This is a genomic window from Microbulbifer variabilis, assembly GCF_020524905.1.
Taxonomy (GTDB): domain Bacteria; phylum Pseudomonadota; class Gammaproteobacteria; order Pseudomonadales; family Cellvibrionaceae; genus Microbulbifer; species Microbulbifer variabilis_A.
Genome location: NZ_JAIVKI010000001.1, coordinates 35,842 through 53,766 on the forward strand (window position 1 = coordinate 35,842; position 17,925 = coordinate 53,766).

General features: G+C 54.9%; 15 protein-coding genes. 8 read left to right on the forward strand and 7 right to left on the reverse strand.

Annotated features, from left to right (window positions below; translation table 11 throughout):
• The first annotated feature begins 9 nt into the window (after positions 1-9).
• The 6 genes from LC073_RS00155 to gcvH all read left to right on the forward strand — a co-directional run bounded on the left by LC073_RS00155 (position 10) and on the right by gcvH (position 6,175).
• On the forward strand, positions 10-1,245 hold the full coding sequence (locus LC073_RS00155; RefSeq protein ID WP_226642109.1) for a UbiH/UbiF/VisC/COQ6 family ubiquinone biosynthesis hydroxylase: 1,236 nt from the start codon (positions 10-12) through the stop codon (positions 1,243-1,245).
• 163 nt (positions 1,246-1,408) lie between these two features.
• The gene (locus LC073_RS00160) at positions 1,409-2,374 is read left to right on the forward strand and encodes a rhomboid family intramembrane serine protease (RefSeq protein ID WP_226642111.1); all 966 of its coding nucleotides are present in this window, start codon (positions 1,409-1,411) and stop codon (positions 2,372-2,374) included.
• Positions 2,375-2,407: 33 nt separating this feature from the next.
• Positions 2,408-3,136, forward strand: coding sequence for an MBL fold metallo-hydrolase (locus tag LC073_RS00165; protein WP_226642113.1), 729 nt, complete (start codon positions 2,408-2,410; stop codon positions 3,134-3,136).
• 167 nt (positions 3,137-3,303) lie between these two features.
• On the forward strand, positions 3,304-4,428 hold the full coding sequence (locus tag LC073_RS00170; RefSeq protein WP_226642115.1) for a CNNM domain-containing protein: 1,125 nt from the start codon (positions 3,304-3,306) through the stop codon (positions 4,426-4,428).
• A gap of 204 nt (positions 4,429-4,632) precedes the next feature.
• Positions 4,633-5,721, forward strand: a complete 1,089-nt coding sequence (gene gcvT, locus LC073_RS00175) for a glycine cleavage system aminomethyltransferase GcvT (protein ID WP_226642117.1) — start codon at positions 4,633-4,635, stop codon at positions 5,719-5,721.
• A 67-nt stretch (positions 5,722-5,788) separates the two neighbouring features.
• On the forward strand, positions 5,789-6,175 hold the full coding sequence (gene gcvH / locus LC073_RS00180; RefSeq protein WP_226642119.1) for a glycine cleavage system protein GcvH: 387 nt from the start codon (positions 5,789-5,791) through the stop codon (positions 6,173-6,175).
• Positions 6,176-6,274: 99 nt separating this feature from the next.
• Here gcvH and LC073_RS00185 read toward each other — a convergent pair whose 3' ends face one another.
• The 3 genes from LC073_RS00185 to LC073_RS00195 form a co-directional block, all read right to left on the reverse strand.
• Positions 6,275-6,931, reverse strand: coding sequence for a hypothetical protein (locus tag LC073_RS00185; protein ID WP_226642121.1), 657 nt, complete (start codon positions 6,929-6,931; stop codon positions 6,275-6,277).
• A 194-nt stretch (positions 6,932-7,125) separates the two neighbouring features.
• On the reverse strand, positions 7,126-9,378 hold the full coding sequence (gene ptsP, locus LC073_RS00190; protein WP_226642123.1) for a phosphoenolpyruvate--protein phosphotransferase: 2,253 nt from the start codon (positions 9,376-9,378) through the stop codon (positions 7,126-7,128).
• Positions 9,379-9,467: 89 nt separating this feature from the next.
• Positions 9,468-9,974: an RNA pyrophosphohydrolase gene (locus tag LC073_RS00195; protein ID WP_226643260.1), complete on the reverse strand. Its 507-nt coding sequence runs from the start codon at positions 9,972-9,974 to the stop codon at positions 9,468-9,470.
• Between the two features lie 339 nt (positions 9,975-10,313).
• Between LC073_RS00195 and LC073_RS00200 the strand changes: the two genes are divergently transcribed.
• Together LC073_RS00200 and LC073_RS00205 are read left to right on the forward strand one after the other, a co-directional pair.
• Entirely contained in the window at positions 10,314-10,979 is a 666-nt protein-coding gene (locus tag LC073_RS00200; RefSeq protein WP_226642125.1) for an HAD family hydrolase, read from the forward strand.
• Positions 10,980-11,061: 82 nt separating this feature from the next.
• Positions 11,062-12,219, forward strand: a complete 1,158-nt coding sequence (locus tag LC073_RS00205) for an imelysin family protein (RefSeq protein WP_226642127.1) — start codon at positions 11,062-11,064, stop codon at positions 12,217-12,219.
• A gap of 59 nt (positions 12,220-12,278) precedes the next feature.
• Here LC073_RS00205 and LC073_RS00210 read toward each other — a convergent pair whose 3' ends face one another.
• The 4 genes from LC073_RS00210 to LC073_RS00225 all read right to left on the reverse strand — a co-directional run bounded on the left by LC073_RS00210 (position 12,279) and on the right by LC073_RS00225 (position 17,712).
• Complete coding sequence (locus LC073_RS00210) at positions 12,279-12,812, reverse strand: DUF882 domain-containing protein (RefSeq protein ID WP_226642129.1); 534 nt, start codon at positions 12,810-12,812, stop codon at positions 12,279-12,281.
• Positions 12,813-13,130: 318 nt separating this feature from the next.
• Positions 13,131-14,291 carry a L,D-transpeptidase family protein gene (locus LC073_RS00215; protein WP_226642131.1) on the reverse strand — a complete coding sequence of 387 codons (1,161 nt, stop codon included), beginning with the start codon at positions 14,289-14,291 and terminating at the stop codon, positions 13,131-13,133.
• Between the two features lie 27 nt (positions 14,292-14,318).
• Positions 14,319-15,557 carry a L,D-transpeptidase family protein gene (locus LC073_RS00220; RefSeq protein WP_226642133.1) on the reverse strand — a complete coding sequence of 413 codons (1,239 nt, stop codon included), beginning with the start codon at positions 15,555-15,557 and terminating at the stop codon, positions 14,319-14,321.
• A 181-nt stretch (positions 15,558-15,738) separates the two neighbouring features.
• Positions 15,739-17,712: a L,D-transpeptidase family protein gene (locus LC073_RS00225; RefSeq protein WP_226642135.1), complete on the reverse strand. Its 1,974-nt coding sequence runs from the start codon at positions 17,710-17,712 to the stop codon at positions 15,739-15,741.
• Between the last annotated feature and the right edge of the window lie 213 nt (positions 17,713-17,925).

Below are 17,925 nucleotides of genomic sequence, written 5' to 3' on the forward strand. Positions count from 1 at the left end.
TGGCTAGATATGAATAGACACCGTTTGGATTTTGCCATCGTCGGTGCGGGAATGGTGGGTATGGCTCAGGCCGCACTGCTCGCTGTGCGCCACCCAAAGCTGCGCCTGGCGCTGTTGGAGGCCTCTTCCGAGACCCCTGTGCAGCTGTCCGATAATTACGAACCTCGGGTTGTGGCACTCACTCAGGCGTCCCGTGAACTACTTGAGGAGGTCGGTGCCTGGGAGGAAATCTCCGCGCAACGGGCTTGCCCTTACGTGGAAATGCGGGTTTGGGATGCCGATGGCACGGGGTCGGTGCGCTTCAACAGCCGCGATGTGCAGTTACCCAATCTGGGGCATATCGTCGAGAACAATATTATCGTTGCCGCCCTGCGCGCGCGGCTTGAGGCATTGCCCAACGTGGAGCTGGTTAACGGCTTTCGCCTGGAAAGCTGGTGGCGCGATTGTGGGCTCTGGCATTTACAGCCGCGCGGTGAGCAATCCGATGGGGTCGAAGGTCTGCGGGAGCAGGCAGAAATCGTGCAAACTCGCCTGCTGATCGGTGCAGATGGCGCCCGCTCCAAAGTCCGCGATCTCTTGCGTATCCGTTGTCAGGAAACTGATTACCACCAGACTGCCCTGGTCTGTGTGGCTCGCTGTGAGAAGTCCCATCGACACACTGCCTGGCAGCGTTTCATGCAAAGCGGCCCTCTGGCCTTCTTACCTCTGGCGGGCCACGGCGATGACAACCACTGCGCCGTTGTCTGGTCGGCGGATGATGCTCTCGCACGCGAATTATTAATGCTGGACGACCAGGCATTTGCCCTCAATCTTGAAAAGGCTATTGAGAGTCGCCTCGGCAAAGTGGAGTCTGTCAGTGAACGCTTCTCCTTCCCCTTGCGCGCGCGACATGCAGAGCGCTACCACGGACCCGGCGCCGTACTGGTTGGAGATGCCGCTCACAGCATTCACCCACTAGCGGGGCAGGGAGTAAACCTGGGTTTCCAGGATGTACGTGTACTTACCGACGAGATAGACCGCGCACTGTCCCGCGGTTTGGAACAGGCACACGCCTCGGTCTTGGCGCGTTACGAGCGCCGCCGCCGTGGCGACAATGCCGCTACATTGAAGGCCATGAGCACCTTCAAATCCTTGTTCGGTGCCGGTGAGTTGCACTGGCGCTGGCTGCGCAATACCGGCTTGAGTATGGTAGACGCCAGCCCCATGTTAAAGAAACGTATCATCATGCGGGCTATGGCGGTTTAGTGGGGGCTTGCCTTAAATTGCCCACCGCTCTGCTCAAAGTTGATGAGTGGGCACAAAAATAAAGTCCGCTAGGGCGCAAGGTGTCAGCTGGCAGGCTGATAATATTAGCCGGCAACACCTATCGGAAATAGCCGGAAATAGTTGGTAATAAAGGTTTCCCGAATTGAGTCAGTGGATTTCTATTTATAGCTTCCCTCTCTCCAAGGATCTCGGTGCGCTTGCGAGGTTTATTCAGCGCTATCAATTACCTCTACGTATCACCGAGGAAAAAAATCAGCAGCTATTACTCTGCCCCAATGCAGGCTTAGCGGAAATGCTTAAGCCTCTATTGCAACGCTGGGATTCTGGAGAGCTGGATCTCGATCAAGTGCATATGCAGAGGATTGAAGGCGAAGAGCCTGGTAGCGAAGCAACACAGATCTCTGCGGCAGCAACTGACTCCCAGGCTGGTGCTACTGAAGATAATCCCGATAAAAAAAATGGCGATGCAGTATCTGTATTGCCGAGCTTTCCCCTGGATAAGACTCCCATCAGTCTTTTGTTGATAGCCCTGTGTTTTTTTGGCTGGTTTCTACAGGTAAATAATTTAAGTAGCGGCCTGCTGATTTATCCCGATCAGAGCGGTGGGGACACTTTTTCAGAATCCTCACTGGCTTGGCATTTAGAGCAGGGGCAGTGGTGGAGACTATTCACTCCGGCGATTGTGCATTTTTCCCTACCTCACGCGCTGTTTAATGCCCTGGGTATCTGGATTCTCGGCAGGCCCATCGAGGCTCGCAGTGGGGGTGTTGTATTTGTTCTACTGGCGTTACTCAGCGCCGTCGCCTCCAACCTGGCCCAGTATTTTTGGCAGCCCGGGGTGCTTTTCGGAGGCATGTCCGGTGTCGTTTATGCTCTGGTGGGTTTCGCCTTGGTTTTACAGCGTTTTCAGCCTCTGTGGCGGGATATACCGGCGGGAATTCCCGCTGTAGCCCTAGTGTGGCTGCTATTGTGTGCCCTGGGCATTGTGACGCTATTAACTGGGGTGGGGGTTGCCAATGCCGCTCATATTGGTGGGCTACTCAGTGGTCTGATAATTGCCCTTGTGTACTGTGCCCTGGGAGGCGCCCGAAGATTTGCCCCAATCTAGATAGCTTGGATATTGCGAGGATGGTGAGCCTCAATGGAAAAGCTGGATATTGTACGAATACCAATATTTCCCCTGGGGATGATTAATGCCCACCTGATTTTAGGCTCAGATAGCAAAATATTGGTGGACTCCGGGGTGCCCGGCTCCGAAGAAAAAATAGGGCGATCTCTGTCGCGGCTGGGGCTCTCCTTTAAAGATATTGATCTGATTGTTGTTACCCATGCTCATGCAGATCACGCTGGCAGTGCCAGCAAACTGCAGCAATTTTGTGCCGCTCCAATCCTTGCCCATCGGGGAGACCTGGCCTATTTTCAGCAGGAAAAGGCGATGACCTATTGTGCTACCGGCTGGTTTGGCCGGTTGCTGCTGAAATCGGGAATGCCGCTGCGCCCCTACGATCAATTTACTCCGGATATTCTGCTTAAAGACCAGGAGGTTTTTGACCTTTCTGAATTTGGAGTAAGCGGTGTTGTTTTTTCAACACCGGGTCATACCCAAGGCTCTATATCTATCACCCTCAGCGACAAGCGCGCACTGGTTGGCGACCTGGTGGCTTCGGGAATCTTCCTCGGTGGCATTATGTTGACCGGCAGGGCGCGCCAGCCTCCTTTTGAGGAAAACCCTGTGGAAGTAGCCAGGCAATTATTAAATTTGCTCGATAAGGGGCAAGAGACCTTTTACCTGGGGCATGGAGGACCTCTGCCTGCACGGGAGGTGAGGCGCTACGCAGAGCGGATATTGGGTGAAGAGAGAGCAGGATAATCCTTTTTCATAAAGCTTACTTTTCCTTCAACTTAATAAAACTGGTTTATGCTCAGATTCCACGTATCCAGGTGGATTTGTCTTTGGGGTTTTACCTAATTTTAGACTTGTTGTATCACCGACAGTGCGCAAAAATTCAGCTCTAATTCTGCTGTAACCAGGGATATATGTTTCTCTTAATTACCTATATTTTTATCGCTCTCGGCTTTTCCTTTTTGTGCTCGATTGCTGAATCGGTCATTCTCAGTGTCACTACGCCCTATGTGAGGCTGCTTGAGCGGGACGGGCATAAGGCGGGGTCTCTGCTACGCAAGCTGAAAGGGGACATTAATGCGCCCCTGGCCGCGATTCTTACCCTGAATACCATTGCCCACACCGCCGGTGCTGCTGGCGCCGGTGCCCAGGCCGCAGCGGTTTTCGGCAATCAGTATCTGGGCATTGCCTCCGCAATCCTCACACTGTTGATTTTGGTTTTTTCCGAAATTATTCCTAAAACCCTGGGAGCGGTTTATTGGCGCCAGCTGGCTCCACTTACCGCTTATGTGCTGCGTGGATTGGTGTGGCTGCTCTACCCCTTTGTGAAGATGTCCGAGTGGTTGACACGGGGCTTATCGCATGGACCCACCCTTACGGGCTTCAGTCGCGATGAATTTGCGATTATGGCGGAGATCGGAGAGGCAGAGGGCCAGTTGGAGGAGCGCGAGTCTAGTATTCTACGCAACCTGTTTTTTACTTTGCGCGACCACTCTGTGCGCGAGGTGATGACGCCGCGCACCGTGGTTTTCTCCCTATCTGAAGACGCCACCTTGGCCGAGGTTTACGAGGAGGCGGAGAAGGGGCGTTTTTCCCGCATCCCCGTCTATGAAAACCGCGATCAGGACTGTGTGGTGGGTTTTGTGCTCAAGCAGGAACTACTGCTCGCCTACGCCAAGGGCGAGGGTGAGCGTAAATTGTCCGAATTTCGCCGCGAAATGCTGATGTTGCCGGAAACGGCCACCATCTATCAGGCGTTCCAGAAAATGCTGCAGCGAAGGGTGCAAATTAGTGCGGTGCTGGATGAGTATGGCAGCCTGGAGGGGGTGGTTACCCTGGAGGATCTTCTCGAGACATTACTCGGCGAGGAGATTGTCGATGAGGCGGATAAAACACCAGATCGCCAGGAGTTGGCCAAACGCCTGTGGCGCTGGCGCTCAAAGAGGCACGGGCTCAAGGTGGATGAGTCGGCTCAGCAGGAGCCGGATACTGAAGAAGCTGGTGATGGGCGGGAAGACCGAAAGAGCCGCGATGAATGAATTCAGCGCTTTATGCCTCGTATTTTTATACTGCCGGCACCCCCGGCGGAATCTTTGACGGTCACCGGCAAGCTGTACAGGTTTTGATTCCGGTGGCTGCTAGGCTTCTGTGCAGATATGTCGCAGTGCATAGCCCGCTGGCAAGGCCTGTACCCAAGCCGCTAGAATACGCCGCTTCGGAACCTGACGGACTGAGAATTTAAAATGGGAAACAGAACGCCTCTGTATGACACACATGTCGCTATGGGCGGCAAAATGGTGGATTTCGGTGGATGGGATATGCCGCTGCACTACGGATCGCAGCTGGATGAGCACAATAAGGTGCGCACCGATGCGGGGATGTTTGATGTCTCCCACATGACCGTGGTCGATGTCGATGGCGCGGGTGCCCGCGACTACCTGCGTTACCTGCTGGCCAACGATGTAGCCAAGCTCGACGGCAATCCCGGTAAGGCACTGTATACCGGCATGCTGAATGAAAAGGGTGGTGTCATTGACGACCTGATCGTCTATCTGCGCGACCCCGGTTACCGAGTAGTAGTGAACTGCGCAACCCGTGAGAAAGATCTGGCCTGGATGAATAAGCAGGCGGAATCTTTTGAGGTGACGCTCACTGAGCGTCCCCAGTTGGCGATGATTGCTATCCAAGGTCCCAATGCCCTCAGCAAAACCAAAGAGGTTTTGGGCATCGATTGGACTGCTGCGATCGATGCGTTGAAAGTGTTCCAGAGCGTAGCCCGCGGTGAATGGTTTGTTGCCCGCACTGGTTACACTGGCGAAGACGGCCTGGAAATTATGCTGCCCGGCGAAGATGCCAGCGGTTTCTGGCGCGCTTTGGACGAGGCCGGCGTTGCACCTTGTGGCCTGGGCGCGCGCGATACCCTGCGCCTCGAGGCGGGTATGAACCTGTACGGCCATGAAATGGACGAGGAGACCTCTCCTCTCATTGCCAATATGGCTTGGACTGTTGCTTGGGCGCCGGAGAGCCGCAACTTTATCGGCCGTGCGGCACTGGAAGAGGAGAAGGCCAAGGGCATCGAACACAAGCTGGTAGGCTTGGTTCTGGAGGAGCGCGGCGTCCTGCGCGGGGGCCAGTATGTGATGGTAGACGGTAGCGACGAGCGCGGTATCATCACCAGCGGAACCTTCTCCCCGACCCTGGGTTACTCCATCGCCCTGGCGCGGGTACCGGCCAATGTCGGTGATACCGCCGAAGTGGAAATCCGCAAGAAGCTGCAGCCGGTCAAGGTGGTTAAGCCTTGCTTTGTGCGCAACGGCAAATCGGTTATTTAAGCGTCGCACCAAAGGTGTAGGCGCCATTAAGACAATATATTTAGATGCTTAATCAAAGGATCACAGCATGAGCGAAATCCGCAACGAATTGAAATATCTCTCCAGCCACGAGTGGGCGCGATTGGAAGAGGACGGCACCGTTACTATCGGCATCAGCGACCATGCCCAGGATGCACTGGGTGACGTGGTCTATGTTGAAACACCCGAAGTAGGCAGCACTCTGGCCGCCGGTGACGAAGCCGGTGTGGTTGAGTCCGTTAAGGCTGCCAGCGATATCTACTCCCCGGTGTCCGGTGAGGTCGTTGAGGTGAATGAAACTCTGGAAGAGTCTCCAGAAACCGTAAACTCCTCTCCTTACGACGATGGCTGGTTCTTCCGCATTAAGCCCAGCGATGTGAGCGAGCTGGACAATATGCTGGATGCCGATGCCTATCGCTCGGAGTCTGAGGACTAACTTATTAGTTGGCCAATAAAAAAGACCACTGGGTTTTCAGTGGTCTTTTTATAAATATCACTAGGGAAATATAATTCTACGTAAATGATATTTAGTCGTTTAGTCAAACGACATCACTCCGCGGACTTCCTCATCATTTATTATTTGATCTAGTTGAGCTTTGTAAGCTAGTAGAATGTTGTTTTGAGGAGACTGGTTGGCCTTTTCTTCAATTACATCCCGCTCCTTAAGATTTTTTGTCAGAAGCTGACCATCTTCTAAATCATATACCAAAACACTAGTATCAGTATCGAAGTTAAAAGCGGATACCCAATTTAGGTTAATACTGAAATACCATTCATTCAGCACTAAATTAATCATTTTTGTAGCATTTTTTTCCTCCATTAGCTGCTTGATGGTTGTCTCCTCAGGGATCTCATCTAAGTCAACTTCTGCAGCATTCCAGCCGGAGGTGTTCAGACCATATACCAGTCTACTTTGTAAAAATTGCGCTAGGTTTTTCTCTTTATCTCCGGGCTCTGTGGCAAGTACTTGCTTTACGTGCCAATCAACAGGGATACCAAAGGACGCGTGGGCTTTGCCAACAAATGTTTTTTTCTTTCCTTCGATTACTCGCTGGCGTTGGTCAATTACTGATATTAGTATTGACTCCTTAGTTTGATACTCAGGGGCTACAGATTGCTCATCCAGGGATACGGGGGAGACGCATGCTGTCACCATAATAGCCAGAGTTAGAAGCGCTATTTTTTTTAGCACGGCAAGTTACCTTCAAATCAAGTTTATTTTTAAATGAGGTGGGTATGCCAATATCAATAGACGTTGGCGTAAAAGCAGAATTCTACCACCAGATAGGTAATTTGTATTAACTAATAATGAGCTGCTTCCAGTAGGAACTGCTTTGATATGATGGCTGCTTAATAGCAAAAATAATAATAGACCGGAGCGTCAATTTAAGGCTGGAGGGTTACCTTCAAACCGATTTGACCTATAAAAGTTTTAACGGCCTCTTCAATTTCTTCTGGGCAGCACATTTCTATAACCTGTTGCAAAAGTAACTCGGTATCTGCCTGACGTACTGCGCGCAAGGTTGCCTTTACCCGCGGTAGATTGGTGGCGTTCATTGAGAGTGCGTCATAGCCCATGGCCACCAACAGTAGGGCACCGCCAGGCTCTCCGGCCAGTTCGCCACAGATGCCGACTCTAGTACCTTCCGCATGCGCGGTACTGACAATCTCCTGCAGTGCCCGTAATACTGCGGGATGCAGAGCGTGGTAAATATTGGCAACGCGACTGTTATTGCGATCCACGGCCAGCAGGTACTGGGTTAGATCGTTGCTGCCCACCGAGATAAAGTCGGCGCGCTCGGCCAGTTCGCGAATCTGGTAGATTGCCGAGGGTACTTCCACCATGACCCCGAGCGGTGGCATCTCAATGTCATAATCTTCCTCTAGGAGTTCCCGGTAGGCCCGCTCGATCAGTTTGCGTGCGGATTCGAGTTCATTGAGTCCGCTGATCATTGGAAGCATGATGCGCAAGTTGTTGAGCCCCTGGCTGGCCTTCATCATGGCGCGCACCTGTGCCAGGAAGATTTCTGGGTGGTCCAGGGTTACGCGGATGCCGCGCCAGCCCAGGAAGGGGTTGGTCTCCTCAATGGGAAAGTAGGCCAGTGCCTTGTCGCCACCCACATCAAGGGTACGCATGGTGACTGGCAGGGGGGCGAAGGCCTCCAGTTGTTCCCGGTAAATTTCGCGCTGCTCCTCTTCGGAGGGAAAACGGTCGCGCAAGAGAAAGGGGACTTCGGTGCGGAAAAGGCCGACGCCTTCGGCACCGCGCTCGAGAGAGCGAGTGACATCGGCCATCAGTCCGGTATTGACCAGCAGGCGCACCCGGTGTCCATCGGCGGTCTCAGCAGGTAGCTCGGCCAGGTGGTCCAGGCTGTGGGCGAGCTGCTCCTCCTCTGCGACTATCTCATCGTAGCGGCGCTTAAGTTCTGTACCGGGGTGGATATGCAGGTCACCTCGATAGCCGTCCACCACCATATCGACGCCGTCGATAGTCTCATAGGGGAGGTCCTGTACCCCCATGATCGCCGGCAGTCCCATGGCGCGGGCGATGATGGCCATATGGCTATTGGAAGAGCCCTTTACAGAAACCGCCCCGATCAGTTTCTCCCGCGGCACTTCGGCCAATACTGCGGCGGTGAGCTCTTCTCCTACCAAAATGGTGTTATCCGGATAGTCACGCTCACTCTGTTGTTGTTGGTGCAGGTGGGTGAGAACGCGTGCACCCAGATCACGCACATCGGCGGCGCGGTCGCGGAAATAGGAGTCGGACATGGCTTCAAAGCGGCGCACATGTTCGAGCATGACTTCTGCCCAGGCCCTAGGGGCGCTCAGTTGCTGTTGGATACGGTCGCAAACCTCTACGGCGAGAGAATTGTCGTCGAGCATGCTGATATAGGCATCGAAGAGTGCGCGCTCTTCGCGGTTGAGCTCGTCCTTGAGACGTTCACCCACCTCGCGAATTTCTTCCCTGGCGGAAGTGAGCGCCTGCCGGAAAAGGACAAGTTCCTCTTCGATATCCAGGCACAGGGAGTAGGGCACAGTAGCCAGATTAGCCTGAGGGGTCACGATATGGGCGCGCCCGATTGCAACGCCGGGGGATGCGGCAATACCGGAAAAATGGGTTTCCTGACGCTGTCGGCGGATGGTGGCCAACGTGCCAGTGGCCTCAGCATGGGCAATGACTCCGGCAAGTTGAGCCGAGAGGGTAACCAAAAATGCCTCTTCGCCCTCATCAAAGCGGCGCTGCTCTTCCTGCTGGACCACCAGGACACCGAGTACTGAGCGGTGGTGAATAATCGGTGTACCGAGAAATGCGCTAAAGCGCTCTTCGCCGGTGGATGGGAAGTATTGATAGGCGGGGTGGGCTTCGGCCTTTTCCAGGTTGATGGGTTCTTCGCGAGTAACGACGTTGCCTACCAGACCCTCTCCCGGCGCCAGGGATACTTGGCCCACGGCGCTGGGCAGTAGGCCGTCGGTAGCCATCAGCACGTAATTGCCGGTTTCCTTATCGCGCAGGTATACGGAGCAGACGCGAGTGTTCATCACTTCGCGTACGCGCCGCACAATGATTTCAAGCACCGCGGGCAGATCCCTGGCGGAGTTAACTTCCTGAACGATACTGCGCAAAGATCCGAGCAATGGCCTTTCCTCGCCAGTCAACGGAGAATATTACTGGCTCAGGGCAGCCTGAAGCCGGGTGGTACCGGAGCGCAGCGGGCGCTGCGGGGTTATTCGCCCCGCTCGCGTAGCCAGCGTCTCTCCAGCTGAATTTGCTGTGGGGCCAGTTCGGCCAATGCGCGCCGGTAAACCTCGCGCTTAAAAGTCACCACCTTAGTGAGTGGGTGCCAATAGCTAACCCATCGCCAGTGGTCAAACTCAGGCTTATAGCCATTATCGAAGCTGATACACGACTCTTCGGTCTCTAGTTTTAGTAAAAACCACTTTTGTTTCTGACCGATGCACAGGGGCTCTGAACGTCGACGAATCAGGCGCTGTGGCAGGCGATAGCGCAGCCAGCCACGGGTACAGGCAATAAGACTGACCTGATCGCGTGTAAGTCCGATTTCTTCGTATAGTTCCCTATATAGTGCCTGTTCAGGAGTTTCGCCCGGATTAATGCCGCCCTGGGGAAATTGCCAGGCGTCCTTGCCACCTACCCGCCTAGCCCACAGTGCCTGACCGCGGGCATTCAGCACAATGATACCGACATTGGGGCGGAAACCCTCTGCGTCTATATTGCTGCTGTTGTCGCCACCCTGTCCCCGGTTGCGATTGCTGCCGCTGGGGGTGTCGGTGCGATTTGACTGCTTGGCAGGCCTACGGCGGTTTCTTCGCCCGGCAGGTGCCGGTTTGCCGTCGCCCAAAATACCGTCCTCAATACTGTTGTGTGCTGCCGTGCGCTGCACTTACTTGTCCCGCATTGTTCCACAGAGGTGGGTTTACAGCAATTCAGTGACGCAGTCCGTGTGATGTGGGCAAGTGCACGGTAAAATCGACCGCCACTGTAGTAGTGGCTGCTTTACTCTGGCGGTGAAATAGCCTTTGCGAATCTATAGTTTATGGGGGAGTTTGCGATGCAATTGGCGATTTTTGATCTCGATAACACGCTTATTGGTGGCGACAGTGATCACGCCTGGGGTGAATTCCTGGTGGAGCGCGAGCACGTAGACAGCGAGCACTATCGCTTGAGCAACGATCGCTTTTATCAGGACTACCAGCGTGGTGAGTTGGATATTTTTGCCTATCTGGAATTCGCCCTGGAGCCACTGTCGCAAATCTCCCGCGGTCAGCTCGAGAACCTGCAAAATGAGTTTATGCAGGAAGTGATCAGCGAGTTGTGGCTGCCGGCGGCACACGAACTTATTGGGGAACATCGCCGCAAGGGTCATCATATTATGATTATTACCGCCACCAACCGCTTTGTGGTGGAGCCGATCGCTGCGCGCCTTGGGGTGGATACCTTGCTGGCGACGGAGCCTGAGGAACACGAGGGCCTCTTTACCGGTCGCGTTGTAGGAGAGCCCTGCTACCAAGCCGGAAAGGTGTTGCGCCTGCGACAATGGCTGGCGCAAAACCCAGAGTTCGCGGGTAGAGAGAAATGGTTTTACAGCGACTCCATCAACGATTTGCCACTGCTCACTGAGGTTGAACACCCGGTGGCGGTCGACCCCGATGCCCGCTTGCGCGCAGAGGCCGAGGCGCGAGGTTGGCCGATTATCAGCTTGCGAGATCAGGGCTGAATGGTGTTTTTGGCCACAGGAAAACTACGGCCTTGGAAAAGATAAAACGAGGAATTGAGTGAAAGGATATTGCCTCCGGTCTATGACCACAGCCCTGTTGCTGGGTGTATTGGTTTTCATATATGGCTGTGAACAGAGAGCCTCCCAACCGCTCGAGGAAAGACAGCGGGCCCCGGCGACTCAACAGGTAGATAAAAAGGCGGCCTCGGACCTCTCCCTGGCAATTTGGCAGGCGGGGCAGGCCCAGGTATTACATGCTCATGCTTCAGTGGAAACTCTGCAACGGGCGGTGGAAGCTTTGCTGGCACAGCCCGATGAGGAGCAATTGGAGGAAGCCAGACTCGCCTGGTTGGATGCGCACCGCGAGTTTGCTGCAACTCTGCCCTATATTCAGCTGGCTTTTTCTCCCTCGGACCTGCGCAGTCAGGGGCGCAAGCTATTGTTGGCACTGGATAGCTGGCCTGCCCAGCCCGGTTACCTGGATACAGTTCCTGGTTACTCCGATAGCGGCATCGTCAACGACACCGCAATCGAGCTGACTTTGGCAAATTTGCGCAAGCAGCACCGCCTCACAGCACACGAGGAAGCGAGCACGGGTTTTCATGCGCTCGAAGTGATGCTGTGGGGGCCTACCAGTGAGCGAATGGCGGAGGACTTTGTCGCGGTCAGCGAGGGGGAGAAGCCTGAAGCCCTGGCGGCCAATCGTCGCCGCGAGTTGACCAGCCTGATTGCCAGGGGGATTGAAGAGGATATGGCCGGGCTGGCGCGCCGATGGCCCACCTCGGTAAACAACTTATCCCGCGAGTACCTGGCGCTGGGACCGGTGGCGCGACTTCAGCAGATTCGTTCGGCGCATACCCAGGTTATCGATGAGCAGCTTTTGCGCCGTCTCCCCGAGGGCTCCGAGAGCGATGTGGAAAGTGGCCGTGCGGCGGATTCCAAACAGGCCCTGTTAGCGATTATGGCAACCCTGCAGTCCAACTGGATTCCCACTGGTGGTGGCGGCTTGGCGGAAGTGCTACTCGACCGTCACCAGGTCAATGCTCTGGAGGAGACCTTTTCAGACTTTGAAGCCCTGCTGCTAAAGATGGAAGACCCTTTCGAGCTGGCGGAACTAGGACAGTTAGCCAAGGCGCGCAAATTACTGGAGCGAATGGCGGGTTTAATGGCTGGTACCACAGAGGTGCCGGTATCGGAAAAGGATGTGATGCCGGTTTCAATGCCGGCAACCGAGGACTGAGTGAAATGTAAAACCCCGGCAAATGCCGGGGTTTTTCGATAGATTTGATATCTGCAGTTTTACCAGCGACGTACGGGACCCGTGTCTACATGTACGAAGTTACTCTTCGGGTAGTAGCCGACACCGCCCGCCTTCAGATCCAGTGCTGCCTGCCTCAGTTTTGACAGGGGGACACCGGGCATACGGATATCCATGGCCATACCGCGGGTATGGTAACTACGCTTGGCAACACCTCTGCCCGCAGCGCGTAACTTCGCGTTGGTCTTAGGCGACCGGTACCCTGAGATAATCTCGATGGTACCGTTGTAATTGAACTTTTCCTTCAGCTTATACACGATATCTAACAGCTTCGGGTCCATACGGGTCACTTCGTTGGCGCGGTGGTCCCGCAACAGCTTGTTGAACTGTTTTAAGCCGCCACCGCTATAGTTCCCGTTGCTCCAGTAGGCGGCCTCCAGCTTCTCCCCTGTGTGCAGATTACGCATTCTCAGGGTGCGGGAGCTACCTACTTTAGCGAAAGTCGGTCCGGCGCTGACGGCCGCCGCAGTTGCGCAGGTCACTGCCAGGAATCGACGTCTGGATGGATTCTTCATAATTCCGCCTCGTCGTTAAGTCTCTTCGGTGTGCCCTTGAGTGGGCGCATCCGGTCACGGCGGAAAATGTACAAAAAATAACCATTTGTTACAAATTGTGGCTTGCTAATTAGGAAATATTTGAAAACTTCGGTTGGTAAATTTTTTCCTCAGTGCTAGCTCTTTTGAAGCTTCTGTAGCGGTTATTGGGTAATAGGTACTCAATCAAGAGACAGCGTTGTCATTCATTAGAAAAACTTAAAAAATCATTTTTTTTGCGACTAAACAGTTTTTTCGCTTTGTCTGGAGTACTTCTCGGGGGGCATCTTGGGGGAGAGGCTATTTATCCTTGTGATAGATATCCCGGCGGAATTGGGGGCGTCCTTCGGCGTCTATCCAGGCTGTCATATATACGATAAAGAGTTTGGGGGCCGGTTTGATAGAAACCTTCAGGGATTCGGCACCGGTCGCCGCCTCGGCGATGCGGGTTCTGTCCCACCCCTGGGCTTGAAGCAGGCTGTAGGCCAACTCCTCGGGTTGTTGTAGGCGCACACACCCGTGGCTTAAGGCCCTGTTGTGCTCGGTGAAAAGGCTCTGAGCCTGGGTATCGTGCAGAAAAATGGATTGCTTGTTGGGGATAACGAACTTCACTTTGCCCAGCGTGTTATCCGGCCCACTGGCTTGGCGCAGGGTTGCGTGGCCACCGGCGGCCCGGTCAAGGCTCTCTTCGGTGATAGGAGAGGTTTTGCCACCGCGATACTGGATGATGCGATAACCGCGCCGATGCATGGCTGCGGGGTTGTGTCGGGCCTTCGGAAGCAATTCTGTAATCAGGATGCTGCGCGGTACTGTCCAAGTGGGGTTGAACACCACACTGGTGATGTGGGTGTGTAAATTGGGTGTGCGGCTGCTGTTTTTACCCACCACGGTTTTCATATCCAGTTTGACGCGCCCGTTTTCCACCAATTGCAGGCGATAATCGGGAACATTCACCAGTACATAACGCCCTTCCTCCAGGGCGGGGAGTTTGTCCCAACGCAGTGCGTTCTTCGCCATTTGCTCGGCTCTTTCGATGGGGGAAACCGATAGGGCTGTGAGGGTTTCCCCTTCGGCAATACCGCTCGGCACAAGGCCGTGACGGCGCTGGAAACGCTCAAGCGCCGACTGCAGTGCGCTATCGAAGCGCATAGGATCTTTTTGCGGTGCGGATACCGGGCCGGGTTGGCCGAGATAATCCCCGTAGAGTTCAAGCAGTTTGCGAAGCTGCAGCACCCGTTCGTTCCTATCTCCAGCTTGCAGCGGCCCTCCTTGGGGAATCGGGCGCCAATATTTCGCCAGAGTTCGATAGTGGAGCGCCTCGCTACGCAGCTGGTCTCCCATAAGGGCAATGTCCAGGGCTGCAGTTCCCTTAGGGGGATGCCCACTGTTTATCGAGGCGGCAGAGGCGATGGCCACTGTCAGCAGGATGATTAGCCCCAGGTGACGGGGGTACCAGGCCATTGTCATTTTCCGGTGGAGTGATTACTTTCAGCCACGATTTGCTCCTTTAGCGGCCGTGTCGCGGTTGTAGATGTCCGGGCGAAACTGTAGTTGTCCTTCCTCATCCACCCAGGCTGTCCAGTAGGCGATATATACCGGCAGGGGGTTTTTCAGCTCTACACCATGGGTGCGATCGCTCATCAATGCGCGCTCGATACGCTCACTGTTCCAGTGGTTTTGCTGAGCGAGCATCATACGGGCGAATTTCATCGGTTTTTCAAGGCGTATGCAGCCGTGACTGAAGGCACGCTGGGATTTATTGAACAGGTGTTTGCTGTTGGTGTCGTGTAGGAATATGGCGTGGCGATTGGGGATCACAAACTTGACCCGTCCCAAGGCATTTCCCGCCCCACCTTTTTGCTGCAGGGTAACTTGACCTCGGCGCACTGCGGCGACATTGCCGTGGGTGAAGGGAACTGCCCGGCCGCGATGGTTGATTAAGCGGTAACCCTTGGCGCTCAGTGCCGAGCTGCCCTTGGGGAGTAGCTCGCGCAATGCGATATTGGGGGGAACCCGCCACACCGGGTTGAACTCCAGGCGTGTCATGCGTGTGGCTATCTGAGGAGTCTTGTGCTTAGGCTTGCCAACCACCACTTTCATGCGGAATTGTTCGTGTTCGTCGTCAATTAGCCGCAGGCTGAATTCGGGTACATTGACGACGATATAGCGCGGCCCCAGATCCTTGGGAAGCCTCTCCCAGCGCGCAATATTGGCGGAGAGAATACGGACTAGCTTGTCTGGACTGGTATTGAGTCGGCTGCGTGTGCGCTCATCCACCAATGCGTCGCCTTTCAGACCGTGGCGGCGCTGAAAGCGGCGCACAGCTTCTTGCAGAGGCTTGTCGTAGACATCACCGTTGAGTGTTTCCTTGGTGCCCTTACCGGGAAAATCGTCGGGACGGAAATCTCCATAGAGCATCAGCAAGCTGCGCAACTGGGCGACTCGCGGACCTCGGCTCCCCGGAGTTATCGGCTGACCTGCATCCAGCGGTCGCCATTGGTCACCTTGTGCCAGCGTCCGGTAGCGTGCCAGTTCTTCGCTGAGCAGAGTGAACTGTCGGCCATAGGGGGAAAAGGGGTCCCTGCCGGGCACCGTTAGGTCCAGTTCGGTTCCTGTGTTTGCCGAAGTTGGGGGGCTATCGACACCCAGTGCAATGACCAGCATCAAAGCGATGGTGCCACCGTGGATTGATTTATTCAGCGAGAAGGAATTATTGCCAGCACCCATAGGTCACCCCAGTAAGCGAAGTCGGATCAAAGTGATTGATCACCCTGCTCACATTGGTAACTTGTGACTGGCGGGCCCTTAATAATTTAGGGAAATGGTCTGGGCCATTTGCCGAGGGAAAAAGACTACAGAGGGTTGTTCTTGGAGACTAAGGGCGGCCGAGCGGGCCGCCCCGGAGGAATCAAAATTGATTGTCGCTTAACCCATCCTTGCCGTAGATATCTGGGCGGAAATTCAAGCGGCCCTGTCCATCCACCCAGGCGGTCCAGTAAGTGATATAAACCCTGACCAGGCGGAGCAAGTCGACCTCAGTAGTCTTGTCCCCAGCTGTGAGCTGGTCGATGCGCCATTGGTCCCAGTCCCCTTGAGGACGCAGGAGGGCTTCGGCTAGATGGCGGGGTTTTTCCAGGCGGATACAGCCGTGGCTGTAATCCCGGTCGGTTAGAGAGAAAAGGGTGCGGGCACGAGTGTCATGCAGGTAGACATCATACTTATTGGGAACCTCGAATTTCACCCGTCCCAGAATGTTTTCCTCACCGCCCATCTGGCGCATTAAGAAGGACCCCGCCCCGGCGGCTGACAGATTACTGGGAGTGAGAGGTAGGTATTCTCCACTCCCGCTGACTACCCGGTAACCCATTTTCTCCATGCCTGAGGGGTTCTTGCGTGCCTTGGGCAAGAGTTCATTCACCAGGATGCTGCGTGGCACTGTCCAGGTGGGGTTGAAAATCACCTTACTGACGCGGGTGGAAAGCTCAGGCGTGGCGTGCTTTTTCTTACCAACTACGACATTCATAGCCAGTTTCACCCGATTGTTCTCCACATACTGAAGGCGGTAGGCGGGAATGTTGACCTGGATAAAGCGGTCTCCGAGGTCGGCTGGCAGTTCTTCCCTGCGCTGGATATTCATCTCGACAATTTTTGCCCGTGCTGTAGGGGAGAGATTGAGGCGCTTGCGGGTGCCGCGGCCCACGATGCCATCTGGCTTGAGGCCGTGACGCTTTTGAAAGCGCACCACCGCTTCATGCAAGCCCCGATCAAAGCGATTGGGATCACCGCCGCCATAGCTATAGCGGCTCTGGTAGTCTCCATAAAGGGTGAGTAGTTCTCTCAAACGCGACACATGGGGGTGACGGGCACCCACGGTCATAACAGGGCCGGGAGGTATCGGACGCCAGCGGCCACTATTGGAGATTGTGCGTAGGCGCTCCAATTCGTTTCTCAGGGCGTAGACATCGCTGCCGTAAGGGGTATTTTCCTCTAAGTAAGGCCCCTCGCTATTTTCTGAGCGGGTTACTGTGGTCCTCTCCTGGGGATTACTATTACGGCTCTGGTTGTAGTAAACCCTGCTGCCACCCCTGCTTGCTGCTGAGTTCCCATTGTTGTCACTGGAAGAGTTATAGCGAGTACGTTGGCTGCGGGTGCCAGTGGATCTAGAAAGATTGCGCTCGTTATCGGTATTGTAATCGCGGGAATAGTAACGGTTGCGCGCTTTACCGCCGACCATACGCGCCCGATCATAGCCACGGAAATACTTGCGACCACTCGGTTCACTGGATGTTTGCTGCGGGGCATCGCCGTAGGCCACATTGCTATAGGCCACCATGCGGAACCCCTGGTGTTCGCGCAGTACCGGTGTAATCCCCCGGCGCGGACGACTTTTGGGATTGATCCGGTCGAGCTGGGTATCCTGTGCGTAGGAAACAAAGGCGTCAGTCAGCAAAATGTCCAGCACGGCGGCCATCTGCAGGCGCTGGGGAGTGTCCCGCAAGGTGCGGTCGAAATAGCCCAGGTGGTAGCGGTAATCCACCATACTGCTCGGGTTGCCGGAGCTGGCGGCGGTCAGCTGCTTGAGCAGGTCAGTGGCGCTGTCACTCAGGTTGTAGTTATCAAACCACAGCAGGCGGTAGTTAGTGCGCTGGTAGATCCTGCGCACCGCCGCCGGGTTGAAGATGGGATCCTGGGCCGGCCATGCTTCTGGGCTCTCTTCCAACCACTGCATTAGATGTGGTCGTACCGCACTCTCCGGTAATACCGGCACCGTTTTCTGGTTGGCCGAGAAGGCGTAATAGAGGATAGAGACGCAGAGACTGCCTAGCATCAGCAAGGGCAGTAAAGATTTGTGTTTGCGCTGCTCTGGGTTGAAATAAGACATGGTACCTCAGCGATACTGCAGGGGCCCGGTGTTGTCTTGTGGATAATGCCGGGCGCCAGATCGTTCATACCTTCCGAACCTGTGGCGAGCCCATCCAGAGACTGTTAGGTGTCTAGCGATGACTCGCACTTGTCATGCGTCCCGCGCGACTTCCTCTTATTTAAGACCGCAATTGGCGTCACACTTGCGCGAAACTCAACCAATCCCAGCCTG